This is a genomic window from Actinoplanes aureus (assembly GCF_015704865.1).
GTDB lineage: Bacteria > Actinomycetota > Actinomycetes > Mycobacteriales > Micromonosporaceae > Actinoplanes > Actinoplanes aureus.
Map to the genome: position 1 here is coordinate 223,774 of NZ_JADQTO010000011.1, position 22,868 is coordinate 246,641.

22 protein-coding genes are annotated in these 22,868 nt (G+C 72.0%); 10 read left to right on the forward strand and 12 right to left on the reverse strand.

Annotation, left to right across the window (positions count from 1 at the left end):
• The first annotated feature begins 93 nt into the window (after positions 1–93).
• Positions 94–3,474 (forward strand): discoidin domain-containing protein, encoded by a 3,381-nt coding sequence (locus I4J89_RS24145; protein WP_196416319.1) that lies wholly within the window; start codon positions 94–96, stop codon positions 3,472–3,474.
• On the opposite strand, the gene I4J89_RS24150 is transcribed toward I4J89_RS24145, so the two are convergent.
• Positions 3,475–4,035, reverse strand: coding sequence for a hypothetical protein (locus tag I4J89_RS24150; RefSeq protein WP_196416320.1), 561 nt, complete (start codon positions 4,033–4,035; stop codon positions 3,475–3,477). It abuts the gene before it with no gap.
• Positions 4,036–4,265: 230 nt separating this feature from the next.
• Between I4J89_RS24150 and I4J89_RS24155 the strand changes: the two genes are divergently transcribed.
• Positions 4,266–4,616 (forward strand): hypothetical protein, encoded by a 351-nt coding sequence (locus I4J89_RS24155; RefSeq protein ID WP_196416321.1) that lies wholly within the window; start codon positions 4,266–4,268, stop codon positions 4,614–4,616.
• Positions 4,613–6,709 carry a hypothetical protein gene (locus I4J89_RS24160; RefSeq protein WP_196416322.1) on the forward strand — a complete coding sequence of 699 codons (2,097 nt, stop codon included), beginning with the start codon at positions 4,613–4,615 and terminating at the stop codon, positions 6,707–6,709. Before I4J89_RS24155 ends, I4J89_RS24160 begins: the two co-directional genes overlap by 4 nt.
• 347 nt (positions 6,710–7,056) lie before the next feature.
• Here the strand turns inward: I4J89_RS24160 and I4J89_RS24165 are convergent, their stop codons facing one another.
• The gene (locus tag I4J89_RS24165; RefSeq protein ID WP_196416323.1) at positions 7,057–7,956 is read right to left on the reverse strand and encodes a LysR family transcriptional regulator; all 900 of its coding nucleotides are present in this window, start codon (positions 7,954–7,956) and stop codon (positions 7,057–7,059) included.
• Positions 7,957–8,041: 85 nt separating this feature from the next.
• Between I4J89_RS24165 and I4J89_RS24170 the strand changes: the two genes are divergently transcribed.
• Positions 8,042–8,911, forward strand: a complete 870-nt coding sequence (locus tag I4J89_RS24170) for an NAD-dependent epimerase/dehydratase family protein (RefSeq protein ID WP_196416324.1) — start codon at positions 8,042–8,044, stop codon at positions 8,909–8,911.
• On the opposite strand, the gene I4J89_RS24175 is transcribed toward I4J89_RS24170, so the two are convergent.
• A complete protein-coding gene (locus tag I4J89_RS24175; protein ID WP_230859465.1) occupies positions 8,896–9,504 on the reverse strand; it encodes a GrpB family protein in 609 nt (202 codons plus the stop codon). The two genes, I4J89_RS24170 and I4J89_RS24175, sit on opposite strands and share 16 nt — an antisense overlap.
• A 62-nt stretch (positions 9,505–9,566) precedes the next feature.
• Here I4J89_RS24175 and I4J89_RS24180 point away from each other — a divergent pair, with 62 nt between their 5' ends.
• From I4J89_RS24180 to I4J89_RS24190, 3 genes are read left to right on the forward strand one after another with little or no spacing between them, the layout of a single operon-like run.
• Complete coding sequence (locus tag I4J89_RS24180) at positions 9,567–10,310, forward strand: maleylpyruvate isomerase family mycothiol-dependent enzyme (protein WP_196416325.1); 744 nt, start codon at positions 9,567–9,569, stop codon at positions 10,308–10,310.
• A gap of 36 nt (positions 10,311–10,346) precedes the next feature.
• Entirely contained in the window at positions 10,347–10,790 is a 444-nt protein-coding gene (locus I4J89_RS24185; protein WP_196416326.1) for a MarR family winged helix-turn-helix transcriptional regulator, read from the forward strand.
• Positions 10,787–11,422 carry a maleylpyruvate isomerase family mycothiol-dependent enzyme gene (locus I4J89_RS24190; protein ID WP_309238454.1) on the forward strand — a complete coding sequence of 212 codons (636 nt, stop codon included), beginning with the start codon at positions 10,787–10,789 and terminating at the stop codon, positions 11,420–11,422. Before I4J89_RS24185 ends, I4J89_RS24190 begins: the two co-directional genes overlap by 4 nt.
• Here I4J89_RS24190 and speB read toward each other — a convergent pair.
• A complete protein-coding gene (speB, locus tag I4J89_RS24195; protein WP_196416327.1) occupies positions 11,362–12,351 on the reverse strand; it encodes an agmatinase in 990 nt (329 codons plus the stop codon). The two genes, I4J89_RS24190 and speB, sit on opposite strands and share 61 nt — an antisense overlap.
• Positions 12,348–13,814: a purine-cytosine permease family protein gene (locus tag I4J89_RS24200; protein ID WP_196416328.1), complete on the reverse strand. Its 1,467-nt coding sequence runs from the start codon at positions 13,812–13,814 to the stop codon at positions 12,348–12,350. The genes speB and I4J89_RS24200 overlap by 4 nt, the downstream gene beginning before the upstream one ends.
• A gap of 96 nt (positions 13,815–13,910) precedes the next feature.
• On the opposite strand from I4J89_RS24200, the gene I4J89_RS24205 reads away from it, so the two are divergent.
• Positions 13,911–14,576, forward strand: a complete 666-nt coding sequence (locus I4J89_RS24205; RefSeq protein WP_196416329.1) for a cyclase family protein — start codon at positions 13,911–13,913, stop codon at positions 14,574–14,576.
• Here the strand turns inward: I4J89_RS24205 and I4J89_RS24210 are convergent.
• Positions 14,568–15,155 (reverse strand): helix-turn-helix domain-containing protein, encoded by a 588-nt coding sequence (locus I4J89_RS24210; RefSeq protein ID WP_196416330.1) that lies wholly within the window; start codon positions 15,153–15,155, stop codon positions 14,568–14,570. The two genes, I4J89_RS24205 and I4J89_RS24210, sit on opposite strands and share 9 nt — an antisense overlap.
• A gap of 23 nt (positions 15,156–15,178) precedes the next feature.
• Here I4J89_RS24210 and I4J89_RS24215 point away from each other — a divergent pair, with 23 nt between their 5' ends.
• Together I4J89_RS24215 and I4J89_RS24220 are read left to right on the forward strand one after the other, a co-directional pair.
• The gene (locus tag I4J89_RS24215) at positions 15,179–16,462 is read left to right on the forward strand and encodes an SMI1/KNR4 family protein (RefSeq protein ID WP_196416331.1); all 1,284 of its coding nucleotides are present in this window, start codon (positions 15,179–15,181) and stop codon (positions 16,460–16,462) included.
• Between the two features lie 93 nt (positions 16,463–16,555).
• Positions 16,556–16,909: a hypothetical protein gene (locus I4J89_RS24220; protein WP_196416332.1), complete on the forward strand. Its 354-nt coding sequence runs from the start codon at positions 16,556–16,558 to the stop codon at positions 16,907–16,909.
• A 447-nt stretch (positions 16,910–17,356) separates the two neighbouring features.
• Here I4J89_RS24220 and I4J89_RS24225 read toward each other — a convergent pair whose 3' ends face one another.
• The 6 genes from I4J89_RS24225 to I4J89_RS24250 all read right to left on the reverse strand — a co-directional run bounded on the left by I4J89_RS24225 (position 17,357) and on the right by I4J89_RS24250 (position 22,858).
• Positions 17,357–17,761 carry a PPOX class F420-dependent oxidoreductase gene (locus I4J89_RS24225; RefSeq protein ID WP_196416333.1) on the reverse strand — a complete coding sequence of 135 codons (405 nt, stop codon included), beginning with the start codon at positions 17,759–17,761 and terminating at the stop codon, positions 17,357–17,359.
• 10 nt (positions 17,762–17,771) lie between these two features.
• Complete coding sequence (locus tag I4J89_RS24230) at positions 17,772–19,025, reverse strand: MFS transporter (protein ID WP_196416334.1); 1,254 nt, start codon at positions 19,023–19,025, stop codon at positions 17,772–17,774.
• Positions 19,026–19,096: 71 nt separating this feature from the next.
• Positions 19,097–20,146, reverse strand: a complete 1,050-nt coding sequence (locus I4J89_RS24235) for an aldose epimerase family protein (protein ID WP_196416335.1) — start codon at positions 20,144–20,146, stop codon at positions 19,097–19,099.
• A gap of 73 nt (positions 20,147–20,219) precedes the next feature.
• Positions 20,220–21,374: an FAD-dependent monooxygenase gene (locus I4J89_RS24240; RefSeq protein ID WP_196416336.1), complete on the reverse strand. Its 1,155-nt coding sequence runs from the start codon at positions 21,372–21,374 to the stop codon at positions 20,220–20,222.
• A complete protein-coding gene (locus tag I4J89_RS24245) occupies positions 21,371–21,928 on the reverse strand; it encodes a TetR/AcrR family transcriptional regulator (RefSeq protein WP_196416337.1) in 558 nt (185 codons plus the stop codon). The genes I4J89_RS24240 and I4J89_RS24245 overlap by 4 nt, the downstream gene beginning before the upstream one ends.
• Before the next feature lie 66 nt (positions 21,929–21,994).
• Complete coding sequence (locus I4J89_RS24250; RefSeq protein WP_196416338.1) at positions 21,995–22,858, reverse strand: alpha/beta fold hydrolase; 864 nt, start codon at positions 22,856–22,858, stop codon at positions 21,995–21,997.
• Positions 22,859–22,868 lie beyond the last annotated feature (10 nt).

Consider the following 22,868-nt stretch of genomic DNA (forward strand, 5'->3'; position numbering starts at 1 on the left):
CAATGCTGGCTATTGACGTCCGGCAACCTCGGCGAAACAATCGCCCTCGCTTGGAGAGCGCTTTCCGACCCCCCTTTCCCCTTGGGCGTGATCATGAGTAAGAGAAGTATCGCCGCGTTCCTCGCGGTGCTGCTCGGCCTCGCCGGTGTGGCCGTGACGACCGCGGCCAGCGCCGCGGACACCCTGCTGTCCCAGGGCAAGCCCGCCCTCGCCTCCTCGCAGGAGGGCGCCGACGTCGGCGCGGAGAAGGCGTTCGACGGTGATGCCGGGACCCGCTGGTCCAGCCAGTTCGCCGACCCGCAGTGGATCCGGGTCGACCTGGGTGCCGCCGCCACGATCAGCCGGGTCGTCCTGCAGTGGGAGGGCGCGTACGGCAAGGCGTACCAGATCCAGACCTCGGCCGACGGCGCCACCTGGACCACCGTGCACTCGCAGGCCAATGGCGCCGGAGGCACCGAGACGATCGACGTGACCGGCAGCGGCCGCTATGTCCGCCTCAACGGCACCGCACGGAACAGCGGATACGGCTACTCGCTCTACGAATTCAAGGTCTACGGCGGTAGCGCCCCGACCGGCGCCTGCACCACGAACGCGGCCCAGGGCAAGCCCGCCACCGCGTCGTCGTCGGAGGGCGCCGACGTCGGCCCGGACAAGGCCGTCGACGGCAACACCGCGACCCGCTGGTCCAGCCAGTTCGCCGACCCGCAGTGGATCCGCGTCGACCTGGGCGCCACCACGGCCATCTGCCGGGTCGTCCTGCGCTGGGAGGGCGCGTACGCCAGGGCGTACCAGATCCAGACCTCGGCCGACGGCGCCACCTGGACCACCGTGCACTCGCAGGCCAATGGTGCCGGAGGCACCGAGACGATCGAGGTGACCGGCAGCGGCCGGTACGTGCGTCTCAACGGCACCGCGCGGGCATCCGGCTACGGATACTCGCTCTGGGAGTTCCAGGTGCTGACCGCCCGACCGCCGACCACCGAACCGCCGGCGGAGGAAGGCGACTTCACCACCGTCTGGACCGACACCTTCGACGGAGCGGCCAACACCTCACCGAGCACCGCGAACTGGATCAGGCGCACCGGAACCCAGTACCCCGGCGGCGCCGCCAACTGGGGCACCGGCTCGGTCGAGACCGCCAGCGACTCCACCGCCAACGTCTACCTCGACGGCAACGGCAAGCTGAACATCAAGGCGATCCGCGACGGCTCCGGCAAGTGGACGTCCGGCCGCATCGAGACCCAGCGCACCGACTTCGCCCCGCAGCGCGGCGAGCTGCTCAAGTTCACCGCCGTGCTCAAGCAGCCGGACGTGGCGAACGCCGCCGGCTACTGGCCCGGCTTCCGGGCCACCGGCGCCGCCTACCGCGGCAACTACACCAACTGGCCCGGCGTCGGCGAGACCGACATCATGACCGGCGTCAACGGGCGCAACCAGCTCTCCCAGGCGCTGCACTGCGGCACCGCGCCGGGTGGGCCCTGCAACGAGTACGACGGCCGGTCCTCCGGCTTCGCGTCCTGCACCGGATGCCAGACCGGCTTCCACGAGTACACCCAGGTCATCGACCGGACCAAGACCGACGAGGAGATCCGCTTCTACCTCGACGGGCGGCAGACCTGGGTGGTACGCGAGTCCCAGGTCGGTGTCGCGGCCTGGGAGGCGGCCGTGCACCACGGCTTCTACCTGCGCTTCGACCTCGCGATCGGTGGCTCGCTGCCGAACGCGATCGCCGGCTTCACCACGCCTGTTCCGGGCACGACGTCGGGTGGGGTGCTCAGCGTGGACTCGGTGACGGTCTCCAGGAAGGCCGGAGCCACGGCGCCGGCGATGACCGACCCGCCGGTCCCGGCCGGGCCCAGCGTCGTGAAGGTCACCGGGTCGCAGGGCAACTGGCAGCTCACGGTCAACGGGACTCCGTGGGAGGTCAAGGGCATGACGTACGGGCCGCCGCAGGCCGCCGCCGACGGCTACATGCGCGACCTGAAGAACATGGGCGTCAACACGATCCGCATCTGGGGACCGGACGCCAACACGCCGCTCCTGCTCGACACCGCCGCCCGGCACGGCATCAAGGTCGTCGTCGGGCTGTGGCTCAACCACGGCGCGGACTACGTGAACGACACCGCCTACAAGACCGCGGTGAAGGCCGAGATCGTCGCCAAGGTCAACGAGCTGAAGGGCCGCTCCGGCGTGCTGCTCTGGGACGTCGGCAACGAGGTCATCCTGGAGATGCAGAACTACGGGCTGTCGGCCGAGGTGGTCGAGGCGCGGCGGGTGGCGTACGCCAAGTTCGTCAACGAGGTCGCCGTGGCCATTCACGCGGCCGACGCCAACCACCCGGTCACCTCGACGGACGCGTACACCCACGCGTGGACGTACTACAAGCCGCACGCTCCGGCGCTCGACCTGCTGGCGGTCAACTCGTACGGGGCGATCGACACGGTCAAGCGGGACTGGATCGCGGGTGGCTACACCAAGCCGTACATCCTCACCGAGGGTGGACCGGCGGGGGAGTGGGAGGTGCCCAACGACGTCAACGGGGTGCCGAACGAGCCGTCCGACCTGGCCAAGAAGGCCGGGTACACGTACAGCTGGAACGCGATCAAGGGGCACCCGGGCGTCGCGCTCGGCGCCACCGAGTTCCACTACGGCCTGGAGAACGACTTCGGCGGCGTCTGGCTCAACACCACCACCGGTGGCTGGCGCCGCCTCGGCTACCACGCCATGCGGCAGGCGTACACCGGACAGGTCGCGCCGAACACCCCGCCGGAGATCACCGCGATGACGGTGGGCAACCAGACCGCCGTGCCGGCGGGCGGCACCTTCACGGTGTCCGCCACCGCGACCGACCCGCAGGGCGACTTGATCCGCTACAACCTGATGGCCAGCGACAAGCACATCACGGCCAACCGCGGCCTGCGCCATCTGGAGTTCACCCAGACCGGCAACGGGCAGTTCACCGTACGCGCGCCGGAAGCGCTCGGGGTCTGGAAGGTCTACGTGTACGCCTACGACGGCCACGGCAACGTCGGCATCGAACAGCGATCGTTCAAGGTCGTCCCGCCGACCGTCGCCGGCACCAACCTGGCCCGCGGCCGGACCGTCACCGCCTCCTCGCACCAGCCGACCGGCACCAACGGCCCGCAGCTCCCGTCGTACGCGGTCGACGGCGACTACGGCACCCGGTGGGCCAGCGAGTGGGTGGACACCGCCTGGCTCCAGGTCGACCTCGGCTCGGTGCAGTCGTTCAACCACGTGCAGCTCGCGTGGGAGGCGGCGTACGCCACGGCGTACACCGTGCAGACCTCGGCGGACGGCTCGAACTGGACCACGGTGTACTCCACCAGCTCCGGCAACGGAGGCTTCGACCAGCTGAACGTCTCCGGCTCCGGCCGGTACGTCCGGGTCAACGGCAGCGCACGCGCCACCTCGTACGGCTACTCGCTCTACGAACTCGGTGTCTATCGCGGCTGATCAGCTCGTGCGGTGCCCCCGGGTGTGGGGCTCGGGGCACCGCACGTCCGGGTTCTCGATAGCCAGTTCCCCGTCCGGGTTCGGCAGATACAGCCACACGTGCAGGTCGTAGTGGACCGGCATCGGCGGGGCGCCCGGCGGCATTGGATGCCCGGTCATCGGCCCGTCGAAGCCGTGCCCGAACAGTGTCGGCCGGTCCTTGCGGGTGCGAACGTCACCGTCGGCGTCGGCGCGGAAGTACTCCAGCCCCGCCAGCCGTAACTTGCCGTCCCGGCCCGGCAGGTAGAGCAGGATCTCCGGCAGGACCGGGTCGATGTCGCCGTCGGCGGATCGGCCCGGATGCACGTAGTGGAAGCCCATCCCGGCGACGCAGTCCTCGGTCGGCAGATAACCGGCCGCGAGCGCGCGCCGTACGTCACGGAACTCGCGGGTCGCCTCCAGCAACACCGAACGCTGGGCTTTGGTCAGCTCGCTCTTCGCGGCCAGCGCGGGAGAGGCGTTGCCGGCCAGCGCGCATACCGCCGCCGCGACCACGGCGACAGCCTGTCGCGTCCGTTTCATGCATACCTCCCTGGCTGTGATGCCACCAGGCGTAACTCAAGCACGGACGTCACCCGACCGGGGCCTCTATCGAGGGAATCTGCCCGGGAGTGCCCGCTGACCGCCCAGCTCAGAAGGGGGTCGATGCGCACTCGGCCGTTCGTCGGGCTTGCCGTCGTGGGGTGGCGGGACAGAATTGCCGTGCTCCGGCCGAGCGCGACAAAACATCCACTCCTGGGCGAAAGCAGACCATGTCCACTCCACAGTTTCAGAACGTCGCCTCCGGCAACGCGCAGGTCGGCATGCAGATCGGCCAGAACACCGGCAGCGTCTCGATGGGGCGGCCGGCCGTACCCGGCGCCGTCGAGGCCGAACTCGGCCGGCTCCTCGCCGGGCTGCGGCAGGCCCACCAGCGCGGCCAGGTCGACACCGACACGCTCGCCGAGGCCGAACACGAGATCGAGGTGACCCGTTCCGCGCTGCCGGAGCGGGGCCGGGCGATCCGGGCGCTGCGCCGGGCCGGCGGCATGCTGGAGGGGGTCGCCGGTCTCGCCGCCCTGGTCGGCGCCGCCGTTGCCGCCGTCGAGGGCCTGTCCTCGTGACCGGCCCGGATCCGGAGTCCGGCTACGCCAACTACGCCGGCGAGCACGCCACCGTCGGCATGCAGGCGGGCTACGTGCACGGCGACGTCAACTACTTCCAGGCACCGCCGAACGCGACACCGGAGCAGAAGTTCGAGATCGCGGTCCGGTACCTGGACAGCGGGGCGGCCGCGGAGGCCCGCCGCCGGTTCCGGGCGCTGGTCGCCGAGGACGGGCTGAGCTCCGCCGAACTCGCCTACTACTGGATGCTGTCGCTGCTCAGCGGCCGGCCGCTGAGCAGCCTCAGCGGCACCGACCAGGACGAGCTGGCGGAGGCGTTCGGGATGGCCGAGCGGCATGCCAGCGGGCGGTGGTGGCGGTGCGTCGACACGATCCGGGCGCTGGTCAACGCCATGCTCGACGTGGGGCCGGACGGCCAGCCGGCGATGGACGCGCTCGGTGCGGCGCTGCACGCGTACGGGTCGCTGCCGGACGTCGACCGGTACGACATCGAACGGCACCTGAGCCTCACCCTGTCCGGGGTGGCTCAGGACCATGTGGAGAAGCTCAACGCCGTACACATCAGAGCGATGCGCCCGAAACCGGACCGCCTGGCGCGCGTACCCAAGTTCTTCGAATTCGATCCGGCGGAGCCGGTCGCCAAGGTCGCCCGGCCGGCGCCCGCGCAGTCCACCTTCCTGCCGCTGGCCGGCGGTTGCCTGCTCACCGCGGCCGGCATCGCATTGCTGGTGCAGGCCGCGGCCGCGACCAACGCGGTGGCCGGGATCGCGGTGTTCCTGCTGGTGGCGGGCGGCGGCTACGCGATCGTCCGGCACGGCCTGGAGCGGGCCTTCCTGAGCAGCCGGCGGGCCGCGAAGGAGGCCGAGTTCAGCTCGGGTACGCGCGGTGCCTTCGGCGCGCCGGGCGGCGACTCGCTGCGCGGTGACTTCGCCGACGCGGTCAGCGGGATGATCGAATCGGCGTTCGCCGGGCATCAGCCCCGCGAGCCGGAGCTGCGGGAGGCGTTCTGGCGCGACGTCCACGGCCTGCGCACGGCCCTGCAGGCCGATCTCGTCGATCTGTACGGCGTACGCGGGATCCGTGCCGACGCCGTGCGCTGGCTGGTGCACCACCACGCCGACGACATCTCCTGCCGCTGGCGCGACGGTACGCTCGACGACTTCCGCCGCCGCTACCGCCCGGCCGCGATGCCGCCGGCGTTCCTCGGCGGGATCGCCGCCCTGGCCGCCGCGGTGCTCGTCGTGCTGCTGGCGATGAGCGCGATGACCTTCTGCTCGCTGGTGGTGGCCGCGCCGCTGCTGTACTTCGGCGCGCGCCAGGCACATCGCGGCGGCATCGCCCTCTACGGTGAGCGACGGCGGATCGCGCTGGACACCGAGGAGTTCCAGCAGCGGTGGACCGCCGAGCGCGCCGCACACCAGCGCTGGACCGAGTGGCTCGCGGACCGGCCCACCGACGCCGAGATGGGCCGCTGGCTGAGCCTCGACCTGGCGTACTGGAAGCGCGAGGTGATGGGCGACTACCGGCTCGCCAACCGTGACATTCTCGCCCACCTGGCCCTCACCGAGGCGGCGCCCCGCAGCCGCAGCGCCCGGTATGTGGGCGGCCCGTTCCGGCATTCGGCCTACACCGTCGTGCTGTTCCTGCTCACCGAGAGCGGCGTGCGCCAGGTGCAGGCCCGCCTGGACTTCGCCACCGGCGCGTTCTCCGGCGAGAAACGCACCACGTTCCGCTACGACGCGATCGGATCGGTGCAGGTCACCGAGGTGGGCCGGCGGTTCGTCGACGCACGCTCCCGCACCCAGAAGATCGTCAACCGGCAGGCGCTCCGGCTCTCCCTGGTCAACGGCCAGACCTTCGACGTGCTCCTGGACGACTTCGCCGAGGAATCGATCGACCACCAGCTGGAGAACGCCGAACACCTGGCCGAACTCGCCTCGGACGCGGCCGGCGTGACGAGCGCCCTGCGCATCCTGGAAGCGGTCGCGGCCGACGGCCGCGAGTGGATCATTCTGGAACGCCAGCGCCTCTACCGCCGCCGCCCGCGCCAGCGCGCGGCCGCGCCGGCCGCCTATCCACCCCTGCCGACCTGATCTTTTGGGTACGCGTGACCGGCCGCCCCGCCGGATCGACCCCGTCCCCGCTCTCCCGGCGCGAGCCGGGAGCCGGGCGCGGCCCCACCGCGACCGCCGGGAAACAGCACGGGCCTGTTGCGGTTGCTCACCAGCGCCGGGAGTCGCCGGCTCGGATAGCGTGCCTCACCGCCAGCCGATCCCGCCCGCCTCGTTCCCGCGCGTGCCGCAAGTGAGGGCTGGCCGGCCTGCGTGCCCATCTTCATGGGCCCGGCGGTCGCGGTGGGGCCTGGAGTGGCGGTGGGCTCGCGCGGGAGAGCGGGGACGGGCTGAAACGGCGTGACGGCGCTGACGCGTACCCAAATAGCTCAATATTCGCCGGTGTTGTCGGTGTGGGCCGGGACCAGCGCGAGGAAAGCCCGCAGCGCCCGGCTCGGTGGGATCGCGGACGGCCGGGCCAGGGCGAGCGTCCATGGTGTCGCGGGTGGGTCGAGTTCGACCGGGACCACCCGGGCGCCGGCCTCTGCTCGTAGCGGCGGTACCACGGCCACGCCGAGGCCGGCTTCGACGTATCGGGGGATCGTGGTCAGGTCGGTGGCCTCGACGACGACGGTGCGAGTGAGACCGGCCCGGCGGAAGTCGTTGTCGGTGCGCACCCGGTTGCAGTAGCCGGCGGGCAGGTCGATGAACTGTTCGCCGGCCAGGGCGCCGGGGGCGGTGGTCTTCCGCGCGGCGAGCGGATGGTCCTCGGCGACGAGCAGCCGGGGCTGGAACGTGGCGATCGGGGTGAGATCGACGCCGTCGAGGCTCAGCGTGTCGACGCCGACGAAGGCGACGTCCAGCTGGTGCGAGCGCAGCTTTTCGAGCAGGCCGGAGCTGCCCTCGGCGGCGATGGTCATGTGCAGCCGCACGCCGGGGTGCCGCTTGCGGAAGCCGCCGACCAGGCTGGGCAGGTCGACCACGGCGAGGCCGGCCAGGGTGCCGACCCGGAGGCTGCCGCGCAGGCCGAGGCCGGCGCCCTCGACCGCCGCGCGGGCCGTGTCCAGCGACTCGAGGGCGTTCTTGGCCTCCGGCAGCAGCGCCCGGCCGGCCGCGGTCAGCGTGACGTGCGTGGTGCTGCGGTCGAAGAGCGGGGTGCCCAGGTCGCGCTCCAGCGCGCGGATGCTGGCGGACACCGTGGACTGGACGGCGTGGGTGCGTTTCGCGGCCCGGGTGAAATTGAGCTCCTCGGCGACCGCGATGAAGAACTCCAGCTGGCGCTGCTCCATGCCGGCGAGCATATCGCCTTCGACGATGACGGTAATCAAGAGCGTTCGTTGGACACGATGACGGGCGCGCGAGAGGGTTCTGGTCATGAACATCTTCTTGACCGGGGCTACCGGCTACATCGGATCCGCTGTCCGTTCCGCACTTCTCGACGCCGGGCATGCGGTGACCGCGCTCGTGCGTACCCCCGCTGCCGCTGATCGCATCGCCGGTGCGGGGCTGGAGGCGGTGGTCGGTGACATGCGGGACGCCGGGCTGGTCCGGCGGCTCGCCGAGAAGAGCGACGCCGTCCTGCACGCGGCCAGCCCGGGCGACGAGACCAGCGCCGCCGCCGAGGACGCGTTCGCCGACGCGGTCCTGTCCGGGCTGAGCGGCACGTTCATCCGCACCGGCGGCGTCTGGGTGCACGGCTCCGGCGCCGCGATCACCGAGCAGACGCCGCTCGACCCGCCGCCCCTCGTGGCCTGGCGGGCGGCCGTCGACCAGCGCGTGCTGACCGCGCCGGGCATCCGCGCGGTGCTCATCGAGCCGGGCGTCGTGTACGGCCACGGCGGCGGCATCCCGCGCCTGGTGACCGGCGCCGAGCGGCGCCCGGACGGCCTGACGCTGATCGGCGACGGCACCCAGCACTGGGCCACCGTCCACGTCGACGACCTGGCCCGGCTGTACCTGGCCGCCCTGGACCGGGCCGGGCACGGGGAGACGTTCCTCGGCGTCAGCGGCGACAACCCCACCACCCGCCGGCTCGGCGAGGCGGCCAGCCGGCGGCTCGGCCTCGGCGGCCGGGTCGTCCCCGAGGAGCCGGCCGCCACCGTGCAGCGGCTCGGCGAGTTCGGCCGGGCGCTGCTGCTGGACCAGCAGGCGGCCGGCGAGAAGGCCCGGCGGGTGCTCGGCTGGCAGCCGGCCCGCCCGTCGCTGGCCGACGAGATCGCCGCCGGAGGCTACGACCCGGCCTGAGCCGGCGCGGCGAAGATGCGGGCGTAGATGGCGTCGATGACGTCGTTCTTGGCGAGGCTGTAGTCGCCGGGACGGTCCGTGGTCTCCCGGGCCAGGCGTTGTTTGGTCGAGGCGTACAGGTCGCGGTCCTCGGGGTGGGTACGCAACCAGTCCCGGAACAGCCGGTGCCGGACCGGTTCCGGCGCACCCCGCGGCCAGACGTGCAGGTTGACGTCCTCGGCGGCGCTGACCAGCATCCGGTGGCCGTACCACCACGGTTCCCGGAGCACCAGACGGTAGCCGAGAGTGCCCAGGACGGGAACGTAGCCGGACTCGTCGGCGGTGTCGTCGAGGAGCAGGTCGATGTCGATGACCGGCTTGGCGGCCAGCCCGGGCACCGAGGTGGAGCCGACGTGTTCGACGGCCACGACCCGGTCGCCGAGGAGGTCACGCAGTGCGGACGCGGCGGCGGCGAAACGGTCCACCCACGCCGGGTCGTACTCCTCGACCTGGATCGCGTCCCAGCTGCGTGGCCGTTCGCCGACCAGAGCGCGGGCCATCTGCTCGGGGGTGCCGTGGAAGCGCTGGGTGATCTCCGGTGGATAGCTGGTCAATTTCGAGCCTCCTGTTCGGATCAAAGTCGGCCAGACTACAAGAGCGGTCGCATACTTGCCTGATGAATTCCCAGCCGGATGTCATCGACGATCTGCAAGCCGAGCAGGAGCAGCTGGAGGGTGTGCTGGCCGGGCTCTCGCCGGGGGACTGGCTCGCGCCGTCCGCGGCGGCCGGATGGACGGTCGCCGACGTGGTGCTGCACCTCGCCCAGACCGAGGAGGCCGTGTCGATGACGTGCGGCGGGACGGGCATGGTCGACTGGCGGCGGTACGGCGGCACCGTGGACGACGCCATGGCCGCAATGGTCCACGCCGAGCAGGCCGAACCGGCGGTCGTCTTCGAGCGGTGGCGGGCGGCGCGCCGGGCCGCCGTCCAGGCGCTGCGGGACTCGGATCCGCAGCGGCAGGTCCGGTGGGTCACCACGTCGCTCAAACCGCGCACGCTCGCCACGACCCGGCTGGCCGAGCACTGGGCGCACGCGCTGGACGTCACCGTGCCGCTCGGCATCGACTATCCGGACACCGTGCGGCTGCGGCACATCGCCTGGCTGGGGCACAGCACGCTGCCGTACGCGTTCCACCTGGCCGGCCTGCCCGCGGTGGCGGTGTACTGCGACCTGACCGCGCCGGACGGCTCGTCCTGGCGGTACGGCGACCCGGCCGCCGGGTCCGTGATCACCGGTGACGCCGGCGCCTTCTGCCGGGTCGGCGCGCAGCGGCTGGCGCCGGAGGCGTCCGGGTTGCGGACCCGGGGGCCGCACGCGGCGGAGGCGCTGCGGTTGCTGCGCAACTACGCCGACGTCTGACGGCCGACGCCCTCTCGATATGACATCATTGTTGTCATGTATGAGCGAGGTATCGCCCTGTACGACGTCCTCCGGCAGGTCCGGCCGCTGGTGCTCAACTCGGCCCGGGCGGTCGAGGCGTCGCTGCGGCCGGAGCGGCTCACCGTCGGCATGCGCGCGGTCCTCGAGGTGCTCGACGGGCAGGGGCCGGCGACCGTGCCGGCGATCGCCGACCGGCTCGACCTGGCCCGGCAGGGCGTCCAGCGGCACGTCAACGATCTGATCGAGCTCGGCTACGTGGCGGCCCGGGAGAACCCGGCACACCGCCGGTCGGTGCTGATCGCCATGACCCCGGCCGGTGCCGAGCTGTTCGGTCGCATCCGGGAGGACGAACTGAACAATCTCGCCGGGATGGCCGGCGAGTGCACCCCGGACGAGATCGCCGCGGCGCTCAAGGTGCTGCGGGCGCTCAACCGGGACGTACGTGGGAGGGTCGCGTGATCTACCAGCTGACCACCGCCAACCGCCTGATGATCGCCGATGTCCTGGAGAACCTGGACGACTCCCAGTGGCGGGCCGAGACGCTGTGCCGCGGCTGGACCGTGCAGCACATGGCCGCACACTTCGTCCAGCCGATGATGGTCGGCTTCGGCCGGTTCTTCCTCGCCGCGCTGCGCTACCGGGGCGACACCGACCGGACCGTCGACCACTTCACCCGGCGGCTGGCCCGGCGGCCCCGGCCGGAGCTGATCGCCCTGCTGCGCGCCCACGCCGCCGACCGGGTGAATCCGCCGCGGGTCGGTCCGATGGGTCCGTTCGCCGAGACCTGTCTGCACCTGCGCGACATCGCCCGGCCGCTCGGCCTGCTCGCCGACGTGCCGGCCGCGCACTGGCGCATCCTGCTGGAGTACCTGACGTCGTCGACCGTGGCACCCGCGCTGGTCCGGCCGGGAACCCTGGACGGGCTGCGCCTGGTAGCCACGGACGCGGACTGGAGCCACGGCGACGGCGCCGAGGTGGCCGGGCCGATGGAGGCGATCGGCATGGCGATCACCGGCCGGACCGTCGCCGTTCACGACCTGCGCGGCCCCGGTCTCGGCCGGCTCAGCGCCATCGCCGACAGCAACTCGTAGAGCGCGTGCGCGGCCGCGATCCCGGTGATCTCCGCGTGGTCGTACGCCGGAGACACCTCCACCACGTCCGCGCCGACCAGGTTCAGCGAGGCGAAGCCGCGCAGAATGGTCAGCAGCTCACGGCTGGACAACCCGCCCGCCTCCGGAGTGCCGGTGCCGGGTGCGAACGCCGGGTCCAGCACGTCGATGTCGAGGGACACGTAGACCGGCCGGTCCTCGACCCGCCGGTGGATACGTTCCACCACGCCGCGGGCACCGATGTCGTCCATCTCGTGGCTGTGCACCACCTGAAAGCCGAGCGCCGCGTCGTCGGTGAGGTCGGTGGCGGCGTAGAGCGGGCCGCGAATCCCGACGTGCATCGAGCCGGTCCCGTCGATCAACCCCTCCTCGGCGGCCCGGCGGAACGGGGTGCCGTGCACGTAGTCGGCGCCGAAGTAGCTGTCCCAGGTGTCCAGGTGCGCGTCGAAGTGCACGACGGCGATCGGGCCGCCGTGCCGCTCGGCCATCGCCCGCAGCAGCGGCAGCGCGATGGTGTGGTCGCCGCCGATGGTGACCAGGCGGGGCGCCCGCTCCAGGACGGAACGGGCGCCGTGATGAATCCGCTCGATGGCGGCGCCGATGTCGAACGGGTTCACCGCCAGGTCGCCGGCGTCGGCGACCTGGAGCTCGGCGAACGGTGAGACACCGGCGGCCGGGTTGTACGGGCGCAGCAGCCGCGACGACTCGCGGACGTGGCCGGGTCCGAACCGGGCGCCCGGCCGGTAGCTGACGCCCGCGTCGAACGGCACCCCGATGATCGCCACGTCCAGGTCGGACACGTCGTCGGCGCGGGGCAGCCGGGCGAACGTGGCCGGCCCGGCGAACCGCGGCACCACGGTGGCGTCGACCTGACCGATCCGGCCGTTCTCGGTGATGCGAGGGTCACTCATGCCTTCACCAGCGGGGCCACGCCGTCGGCGGCCGGCACACCCCGTGGGCCGTCCGGTCCGAAGACGAAGCGCGGCTCGGGTACGGCGTACAGAAGAAGCAGATAGGCCGCGGTAGCGAGGACCAGCGTGACCGGCAGGCTGATGTCGACGCCGCCGGCGGCGTCGCGGAACGGGCCCTCGATCAGCGGCGGGTAGTTGGCGAACATCAGGCCCACGATCGCCGCCGGGATCCAGGCCACCATGCCCCGCCAGTTGACGCCGGCGGTGAACCAGTACCGGCCGCCGGTGCGGCGCTGGTTGAAGACCTGGAGGTCGGCGGGATCGTAGTGGCCACGCCGCACGATGTACCCGATCGTCATGATGACCATCCACGGCGTGGTGCAGATGACGATCGCGCCGATGAACGCGTTCACGCTGTCGATCAGGTCGAAGGTGAGCCGGCCGACCAGGATGAAGACGAACGCGAGGGCGCCGATGAACAGCGACGCCCGTACCCGGCTCAGCCGCGGGAAGACCGAGGAGAAGTCGAGACCGGTGCCGTAGAGCGAGGTGACGCCGGTCGACATGCCGCCCAGGAAGGCGATGAACACCAGCAGCACCGTGTACCACGCCGGGGAGACCTGCACGAGCGCGAACACGTAGTCCTGCTCGCCGGAGACGATCGTGGCGGTGCCCACGCCGAACAGGAACGGCACCAGCGTGGCGAGCTGGGCGCCGAAGGTCGCGCCGAGCAGCCGGGGCACCGGCGTGTCCGCCGGGATGTAGCGGGACCAGTCGCCGAGGAACGCGCCGAACGAGATCGGGTTGCCCATCACGATCAGCGCGGAGAGCACGAAGGTGGGCCAGAACGAGCCGAGCGCGTACGCCTCCGGGCCCGGGTCGTAGCCGAAGTCGAAGGTTCCGGCGTACGCGACCAGGCCGAGCAGCATCAGCGCGGTGTTGGCCACCACCACGATCTTGTTGACCGCCAGCATGAGCTGGTAGCCGTACACGACCACGACGAGGACCAGCCCGCCCAGCACCGCGTAGATGATCCCGCGGACCAGGTCGTTGTCCGGCACGCCGAACAGCCGGGTGAGTGCGCCGGCGACGGCGTCACCGCTGACCCACACCGAGATCGAGTAGAACGCGATGGCGGTCAGCAGGGACAGGAAGGAGCCGACGACCCGGCCGCGTACCCCGAAGTGTGCGCCGGAGGAGACCGCGTTGTTCGTACCGGTGCGCGGTCCGAACAGGCCCATCGGCATGAGAATCAGGGCGCCGACCAGCAGGCCGGTCACGGTGGCGGCGACCGCCTGCCAGAGGGAGAGACCGAGGAGTACGGGGAAGGTGCCCAGAATGATGGTGGCGAAGGTGTTCGCGCCGCCGAACTGGATCCGGAACAGGTCGCGGGGCCGGGACACGCGGTCCTCGTCGCGGATCGTGTCGATGCCGTAGGTCTCTATCTCGAAGGTCCGTCTCACTGTCGACCGTCCTCGATCTCGGGGGTGGTGCAGAAGCTAGACCTTGTGTTGTCTGGTAGGCAACACTTGTTGCCAAACGTTTCCGAGGGGGAAACAATGCGGGTCCGCCGCGTCGTCGATCTGTCCGTGCCGGTCGGGCCGGGCACCCAGGTCTATCCCGGTGATCCGGAGGTCCGCTTCACCCGGCACGCCACGGTCGGCCGCGACGGCTACAACCTGCTGCATCTCGACCTCGGGTCGCAGAGCGGTACGCACGTGGACGCGCCCTACCACTTCCGCGACGACGCGCCGCGCATCGACGAGCTGGATCTGCGCCTGTTCACCGGGCCGGGCGCCCTCCTCGACGTCCGGGGAATGGGAGCGCGCGAGCGGATCACCTGGGAGCACCTCGCGCCGGCGGCCGGCGGGCTGACACCGGGGACCATCGTGCTGCTGTGCACCGGCTGGTCGGCTCATTACGGCACGCCGGCCTATTACGACCACCCGTACCTCGACGCGGACGCCTGCCGGCGCCTGCTCGACCTGGGGATCCGCACGTTCTGCGTCGACGCGGTCAACCTCGACGAGACCCCGGACGACCGGCATCCCGGTGATGGCTACCCGGTGCACCACCTGATCGCCGCGGCCGGTGGTGTCATCGGCGAGAACTTCCGCAACCTGGAACTCGTCGACTTCCCGTCGCCGCTGGTCTCCTGCCTGCCGATCGCGCTCGAGGGAGCCGACGGCGCACCGGTCCGGGCGGTGGCGATGGAACTAGGGTGAGACGTTCCACGCCGCCGGGATGATCACCCAGATCGCCTCGGCGGTGCGCTCCGCGTCCGGGTTGAGCCAGCTGTGCGGCTCCCGGCCGGAGAACGTGAGCGAATCACCGGCACCGAGGCTCACCGTGTGCCGGCTGAACACCACGTCCAGGACGCCGTCGAGCACGTGCAGCACCTCCAGCTCGCAGTTGAGCGTGTACAGCTCCGGGCCGCCGGTGCCGCCCGGCTCGACCACCGACCGGATCACCTGCACCCGGGACTGGCCGCGCGGTGTCAGCAACCGCTCGTCCGAGCCGTCGCCGGCCAGCTGGATCCGCGGCGCGTCCCCGGCCCGGATCAGGTCGAACTGCGGCGCCTCGAACAACGCGCCGACCGGCAGCGACAGCACCTCGCAGATGGTCACCAGGGTCGCCACGCTCGGCGAGGTCTCGTCGCGCTCGATCCGGCTGACGAAGCCCTTGCTCACCTCGGCGCTCGCCGCCACCTGGTCGATGGTGAGCCCCTGCCGCAGCCGGGCGGCGCGCAGGCGGGCGCCGATCCGCACCTTGCCGCTGGTGGAGGAGATCGGAAGTGGCTTCACCCGTGGAACGATAATCTTCGCCGGTGATCGATGACTTCGCGACCTGGGTTCCACTGCTGCGGCTCCTGCGCCTGGACTCCGGTGGGCGCGCCCACGGGCAGATCAGCCGTGGTTCGTGGAGCGTGCCGACCTCGGGGCAGGACATGAGCGCCGAGTTCGACGCGGTGGGCCGGGTGCACGCCGCCCTGAAGGCCGGCGGCCTGGGCAGCATCTCGTTCGCGGTGGAGTCGCAGTCGCCCGGGCGACTGGTGCTGCACCTGCTCGACAACGGCCCCGCCGTGGAGGACGGCCTCGGGCCGTACCCGGGCTCGCTCGTCCTGGTCGACGGCGCGGTCCCGGAACCCTGGCGGCGACTGCCCGAGCCGGTCGACGCGGCGCCCGCGCCGACCGCCGACCCGGCGCTGCTGGAACGCACGCTGCGCGAACGGCTTCCGGGCGCCATCGGCGCGACCGACGCGGAGATCGCCGCCGCCGAGGCGCGCCTGGGCATCGCGCTGCCCGCCGAGCTCAAGGCGCTCTACCGGGTCACCCGCTGGGGAGAGGACTACGAGACTGCGGAGCGCGTCTCGGCCGCGGTCGGCTGCGAGCTGTTCAGCCTCGACGACCTGTACGTCGCCGACGCGGCGTCCCGGCCGTGCCCGTGGCAGTTCGCGGCCACCGAGGCGGTGTCCACCCCGCCCGGCGCCGCCGTGCAGGGCCTCGTCGGCTCGCCCGGCTGGCTCGCCTTCGGCGACAACGGCGGCGGCGACCGGCTGGCGATCGACCTGACCCCCGGCCCGTCCGGCCACCTCGGGCAGATCATCATGATCGATCACGAGCGGAACATCGGCGCCGGGCTGCTCGCCGGCTCGCTCACCGACATGGTGGTGAACCGGCGTCGCGCCTGGCGGTCCGAAGGAACCGGCGAGCCGCTCGTCGCCCGGGTCAACATCCGCGCCCTGCCGAGCATCGAGGCGGCGGTCGACCCGCGGCTCGAGGTGCTGGGCATCGGTGTCTGGAACGGTGCGCCGCTCAGCCTCGCACCGGTCATGGGGTTGCCCCGGCTGCGGACGCTCACGGCGTACCCCGGCACGCTCGCCGACCCGCTGGAGATCGCCCAGCTGACCGGCCTGGAGTTCCTGCGGCTCGGCGTGGCGGAATGGCGTGCCCTGCTGGACGCCGGCGCCGTCCCGCGTGGCCTTTCGGCCGCCGGCATCGAGGTGCCGGGCGCTCCGGACCCGCTGCCGATCGTGGCCCTGGCCAACGAGATCCTCGCCCGCTGGGGGCGCCCGCAGATCACCGACACGATCCTGGAGGGCGCCGTCTGAGTTCAACGATCGTCTTTCCGGTCCATGGTGGCCGGCCGCTTCCGGCGGTAGCTTCCGGTGAACACGGATTCACGCGAAGCGACGGGGGCAAGCGTGCAAGCGAGGGCGAACGTGTACGAGGAAGCACTACGCAGCATCGGCGAGGCGGCCCGCATCTACGGCGTCGAGGACGACTCGGTCGCCCGGTACCGGGCCCGGATGCGCGAGTGCGGGCCGCAGGGCTACGCCGAGGGTGGCATGTCCTCGGTCCTGGTGCGCACCGCGCACGACCATCGCGCCGACTGCGCGCGGGCGGTGTGCCGGACCTGCGACGGACTGAAGGCGGCGCTCACCATCGCGCTCGCCGGATGCCGCGAGCTGGTCGATTCGGAGCTCACCGACCTGGTCGGCGAACCCCGCCGGCCGCGGCAGCGGCTGTGGCACAGGCTCGCCGGTAACGGCCGCTGAGAGCCTCGTTTCCGGTCCCGCCTCTTCGGGGTACGGGTAGCGCCGTCCCGCCCGATTCGGTCCGTCCCCGCTCTCCCGGGCGCGAGCCGGGCTTTCCGTCACCGCCCCAGCGCGGCCGCCGGGAAACACCAGTCCGTCGCGCTGGGCGATGGACTGGGCGGGTTGCTCGCCCAGCGGCCGTGCTTCCCGCGTTCGCCGCCGTAACCGCCAGGCGATGCTGTCTCCCGGCGGTCGCGCTGCGGCGGTGAGGCAAGGCCGGGCTCGCGCCGGGAGAGCGGGCACGCGTCGGCTTCGGCGGGACGCGGGTCACGCGTACCCCGAAGAAGCAGGACCGGGTCTAGACAGCTTTCGTGGTCAGGGTCTTGTCCGGCCCAACGTGGGTGCTGTCTGGCGGCCGTTGAGACAGCACTGAGCGTGGGCCAAAGCCACCCTGACTACGGAAGCTCTCTAGTGCTTGCTGATGGCGGTGGGGCGGACCACGAAGATGACGCGGTCGGGGGAGTCCTTGGGGGCGTCCGTGCCGAACGGGGCGTTGTAGCGCTTGGCCAGCTCGACGAAGAAGGCGCCGGTCGGGTCCGGGTCGATGCGTTCGACGACGCCGCGGACCTCGATGTAGCGGTACGGGTTCTCCGGGTCGATGATCGAGATGGCCACGGCCGGATTGGCCTGGATGTTGCGGAACTTGCGGCGGAAGTTCGTGTGGGTGAAGCGGATGACCTCGCCGTCCCAGGCGTACCACATTGGATTGACCTGCGGGGTGCCGTCCTCGCGGATCGTCGCCAGGTCGGCGAAGAGCGGCCGTTCCAGCAGGTCACGAAGCTCGTCAGGGATGGTGGCGGTGGCGTTCGTCATGGCGTCCACCCTATGTGATCACAGCGGGGGTGCGCTCCGTCCGCACGGTGTGGCGGGCAGCACCCGGCGCCTCCCAGGCGACCTGGCGGCCCGGGTGCAGGACCGCGGCCAGGTACGCGGCGCCGCACAGCCACAGCGTGGCGGGCAGCCCGACCGAGGTGAGCATCGCGGCACCGAGCAGGCCGCCGACCGGGATGCCCACCCAGGCCAGCGCACTGATCAGGGTGAGCACCCGGCCGCGCAGCTCGGCCGGGGTCATCTCGATCTGGACGGTCTCCAGCAGCGGGTTGAACACGCCGGAGCCGAGGCCGGCGATCACCCAGACGGCGATCACCGCCTCCGCCGGCCAGCCGAGCGCGAGCACGATGATCCGGGTCGGCCCGCTGATGATCACGGCGGCCAGGTAGGTGGCGCGGCGTGGCAGGCGGGTGCCGAGCCAGGCGGTGCCCAGCGCGGAGCACACCGACGCGGCGCCGGCCGCGCTGAGGGCCAGGCCGACGACGGCGGCGCTGTGACCGCCGGATCGCGCCCAGACCGGGAGCAGGACGCTGATCAGTGCCTGGTCGAGCAGGTTCGTCAGCACGAACATGCTGGTCAGGGCGCGCAGCGAGCGGTGCCGGCGCAGATAGGCCGCACCGGTGCGCAGGCGCGTGGCGTACCCGTGCCGCGCGGCGTCGCGGGGCGGGTTCCGGAAGGTGAGCGTGGCGATCGGCGCGGCGAGGCCGAGCAGCGCGCCGGCCACCCAGAGGGCGGAGGCGCCGCCGAGGAACGCGACGAGCCATCCGGCGAGTGCCGGCCCGAACGCCGTAGCCGCCCGTTCCAGGGCGATGGCGAGCCCGGCGCCGCGCGCGACCGGCTGGCCGGCCGCGGTGGCGGCGACCGGTACGAGCAGCCGCTTGCCCGCGCTGGCCGGACCGTCCGCCGCCCCCACGCCGGCCAGGATCAGGGCGATCAGCCAGACCGGCGGGGACGGGACGGTCGCCAGCACGGCCAGCAACGCGGCCGAGGCCAGGTCGCCGGCGATGCAGATCCGGCGGGGACCGACCCGGTCCAGCAGCGGGCCGGCCAGCCACTGGGTCAGCGCGTACGGCGCGGCCTGGCAGAACACCACCAGGCCCGCGTGGAAGGCGGCCCGGTCCGGATCGTCGGTGGCGGTCAGCAGCAGCCATGGCACCGCGACCGTCAGGACACGGTTGGCCGACAGCGTGCATGCCTGCGCGCTCAGCAACCCGATGAGGGCGCGCCGTGACGTTCCTACCACCATGGCCGCCCGTCGTCCGTCGGTCAGTCCTCTGTAGGCATGGACCGGAACCTACCGGCGGTGATACCCGGCTGTCAGCTATGCGTCCCGAAGATATACACGGTCGTGGAACTGTACGCCTGACCAGGTCGCAGCTCGGTGGACGGGAATCGGGGCTGGTTGGGTGAGTCCGGGAAGTGCTGTGTCTCCAGCGCGAACCCGTCGCCCTGCCGGTAGGTACGGCCGCTCGTCCCGGCGAACGCGCCGGTCAGGAAGTTGCCGGAGTAGAACTGCACGCCCGGCTCGGTGGTCCGTACCGTCAAGGTCCGGCCGGTGCGCGGCTCGGCGACGTGCGCGACGTCCCGCAGCTCGCCGACCGGGCCGGAGAGCACCCAGTTGTGGTCGTAGCCGCCGCCGCGGAGCAACTGGGCGTGGTTGTCGCGGATCCGCGCGCCGATCGGCGCCGGGGTACGGAAGTCCAGCGGGGTGCCGTCCACCGGTGCGATCTCGCCGGTCGGGATGAGCGTGGCGTCGACCTCGGTGAACCCGTCGGCGTCGATCCGCAGGACGTGGTCGTAGACGTCGCCGGACCCCTCGCCGGCCAGGTTGAAGTAGCTGTGGTTGGTCAGGTTCACCACGGTCGGCGCGTCGGTCGTGGCGTGGTAGTCGATCCGCAGGCCGTTGTCGCCGGTGAGGCTGTAGGTGACGGTGACCGTGAGGGTGCCGGGATAGCCCTGGTCGCCGTCGGGGCTGACATGGCTGAGGACGAGCGCGCCGTCGCGTACCTCGGCGGCCCAGATCCGCTGGTCGAAGCCGGGGGTGCCGCCGTGCAGGCTGTTCGGGCCGTCGTTGACCGGCACCTGAACGGCAACGCCGCCGAGGCTGAACCGTCCCTTGGCGATGCGGTTGCCGTACCGGCCGATGATCGCCCCGAAGTACGGGCCCGGGTTGTCCAGGTAGCCCTGGACCGTGTCGAAGCCGAGCGCCACGTTCGCGGTGCCGCCGTCGCGGTCCGGCACCTCGATCGACTGCACGACGCCGCCGTGGGTCAGCACTCGGACCACCAGGCCGTGACCGTTGCTGAGGGTGTACCGGTCGACGGCGCCGGCGGGCGTGCTGCCCCAGGCCTCTCGGGTAACGGACATGACCTACATCAACTCCCGACTGATCGTTACGCTGGGTGGCGGGAAGCATACCGGTACACACCGGCGCCGCCCCTCACTGTCCCGGCCGGTGGGCGAACCGTAGCGCGGCCGGCTTGCCGACGAGCCTGGACACGAGCAGGCGCCCGCCCGTCCGGAGGGCGAACCGGCGCAGCCACCGCTGGGCCGGGCTGGTCGGGACGAACCAGCGGGCGCCCCGGCGGGCTCGTTCCTGGGTGTCCGAGACGATCGGGCGCAGGGTTTGCTCGTACCGATGAAAGGCGGAATCGATGGCGGCGCCGCTGGTCAGCTCGCGCGCGAGCAGGCTCGCGCCGGCGACCGCCAGGGAGGCGCCCTGGCCGGCGAGCAGGGAGACCGCGTACGCCGCATCGCCGAGCAGGACCACCCGGCCGGTGCTCCAGGCCGGCACCACGGCCTGGGCGACCTGGTCGTAGTAGACCTGCTCGGCCGGCGGGCAGGCGGCGAGGGCCCGGGGCGCGATCCAGCCGACGCCGGCGTACTCGTGCCGCAGGGCGTCGCGGGCGTCGGCGGGCCGGGCCGGGTCACCGGCCGGGTGCACGGCGAAGACCGCGACCCGTCCGTCGCGCAGGCCGTAGAAGCCGAGCGTGCGGTGCAGGGTGTCGCTCATGCAGAACCGGCCGGCGACCGCGGCGTGCGCGACCGGATCGTCGAACGTGTACGCCGCGGTGTGGAATCCCAGGTAGCGCACGTAGTCGCGCTCGGGCCCGAAGGCGCGGGCGCGGACCGTCGAGTGGATGCCGTCGCAGCCGGCCAGCAGATCGGCGGTGAGGGTCTCGCCGTCGTCGAGGGTCACGGTCACGCCGTCGGCGCGGTTGTCGACCGCGGTGAGCGTCCGGCCGTAGCGGATGTCGACGGGGGAGTGCAGAGCCCGCTCCAGATCGGGGCGCATGATGCTGACCACCCGCCCGCCGGCCGCCCGGGCGAACTCGTCGTAGCTCAGACCGGCCCGCCGCCTGCCTTTCTCGTCGACGTAGGCGAGCTCCTTCACCCGGTAGCCCAGCTCCTGGACGCGCGGCAGCACGCCCATCGCCTCGGCGGCGTCGTAGCCCGGCCCGAAGAAGTCGATCATGTAGCCGCCGGGGTGCGGGCCGGGCGCCCGCTCGACCACGGTCACCTCGACGCCGGCACCGTCGAGAAGCTGGGCGAGCGCCAGGCCGGCGATCCCGGCGCCGCAGACGATGACCCTCATCGCCGCACCAGCCGGCGCAGCACCGCGGTGGTGTCGCCGCGTTCGGGTCCGAGCAGTGAGCGGTGCAGCATCACCCCGTCGACGGCCGCCGCCACGACGGCGGCCGTGGTCTCCGGGCCGGGGACGCCGTGGTCGGCGAGGCGCTCGGCGAGCTCCCGCCGGAAGTCGGTGATCACGCCGGCGAGCGCCTCCCGGAGCTGATCGTCGCGGGTGGCGGCGAGATAGGCCTCGACGAGCAGCACCGAGGCCGGGTCGGTGCCGCTGTACCCGTCGAGCGCGCGGAACAGCAGGTCGACGGTGTCGCCGGCGCTGCGGGTGCCGGCCAGCATCGGGCCGATCTGCGCGGTCAGGCCGCGTGCGGTGTCCAGAGCCGCCTCGCGAAGCAGCGCCTGCACCGAGGCGAAGTGGTAGTGCACCAGGCCGGGAGCCACGCCGGCGCGGTCGGCCACGACCCGGGTGGTGGTGGCGGTCCAGCCGCGCTCGACGATCAGCTCGGTCGCGGCGCGCAACAGGCGTGCGCGCACCTCCCGGCCCCGCTCCGCCGTGGTCACCATGCGCCAGCCTCCTGTTGGTCGATCGCCCAATACGATCGTACTGGGCGATCGACCAACAGCAAACCTTCAGCGGGTGAGCAGCTCCCGGATCTCCTTGACCACCAGGTCCGGGGCCTCCTCCGCCATGAAGTGGCCGCAGCGCACCGGCACGTGCCGCAGGTCCGGCGCCCAGGCCCGCCACAGCTCGGCCGCGTCGAAGCCCAGCATCGAGCCCCAGTCCTGCTGGAGAACGGTGACCGGCATCGGCAGCACCCGGCCGGCCGCCCGGTCGGCGCGGTCGTGTTCGACGTCGATGCCGGCCGAGGCGCGGTAGTCGGCGACGATCGACGGCACCGCGCCCCGGCAGGCGTCCAGGTAGGCGGCGCGTACGTCGGCCGGGATCGCCGCCGGGTCGTTCGTCCAGAGGTCCAGGAAGTGCCCGAAGAACTCGTCCGAGGTGGCCGCGATCATCCGCTCCGGCAGGCCCGGCGGCTGGGCCATCAGGTACAGGTGGAAGCCGACGGCCGCGCTCGTCCCGTGCATCACCTCCCACATGTCCAGGGTGGGAAGCACGTCCAGCGACGCCAGGTGGGTGATCGCGGCCGGATGGTCCAGCGCCGCGCGGATCGCGACAAGCGCGCCCCGATCGTGGCCGGCCAGGGCGAACCGGTCGTGGCCGAGCCGGCGGGCCAGTTCCACGATGTCGGCGCCCATGGTCCGCTTCGCATAGGTGTCCGGACCGTCCTCGCCGGGCTTGTCGCTGGCACCGTAACCGCGTAGATCAGGGCAGATCACCGTGTGGTCGGCGGCCAGGTCGGCGGCGACGTGCCGCCACATCAGGTGGGTCTGCGGGAAGCCGTGCAGCAGCACGATCGGGCTGCCGGATCCGGCGACGGCGGTGTGCAGTTCGACCCCGTCGGCGACCGGGACACGCAGGTGTTCGAAGTTCATGGGAGGAACT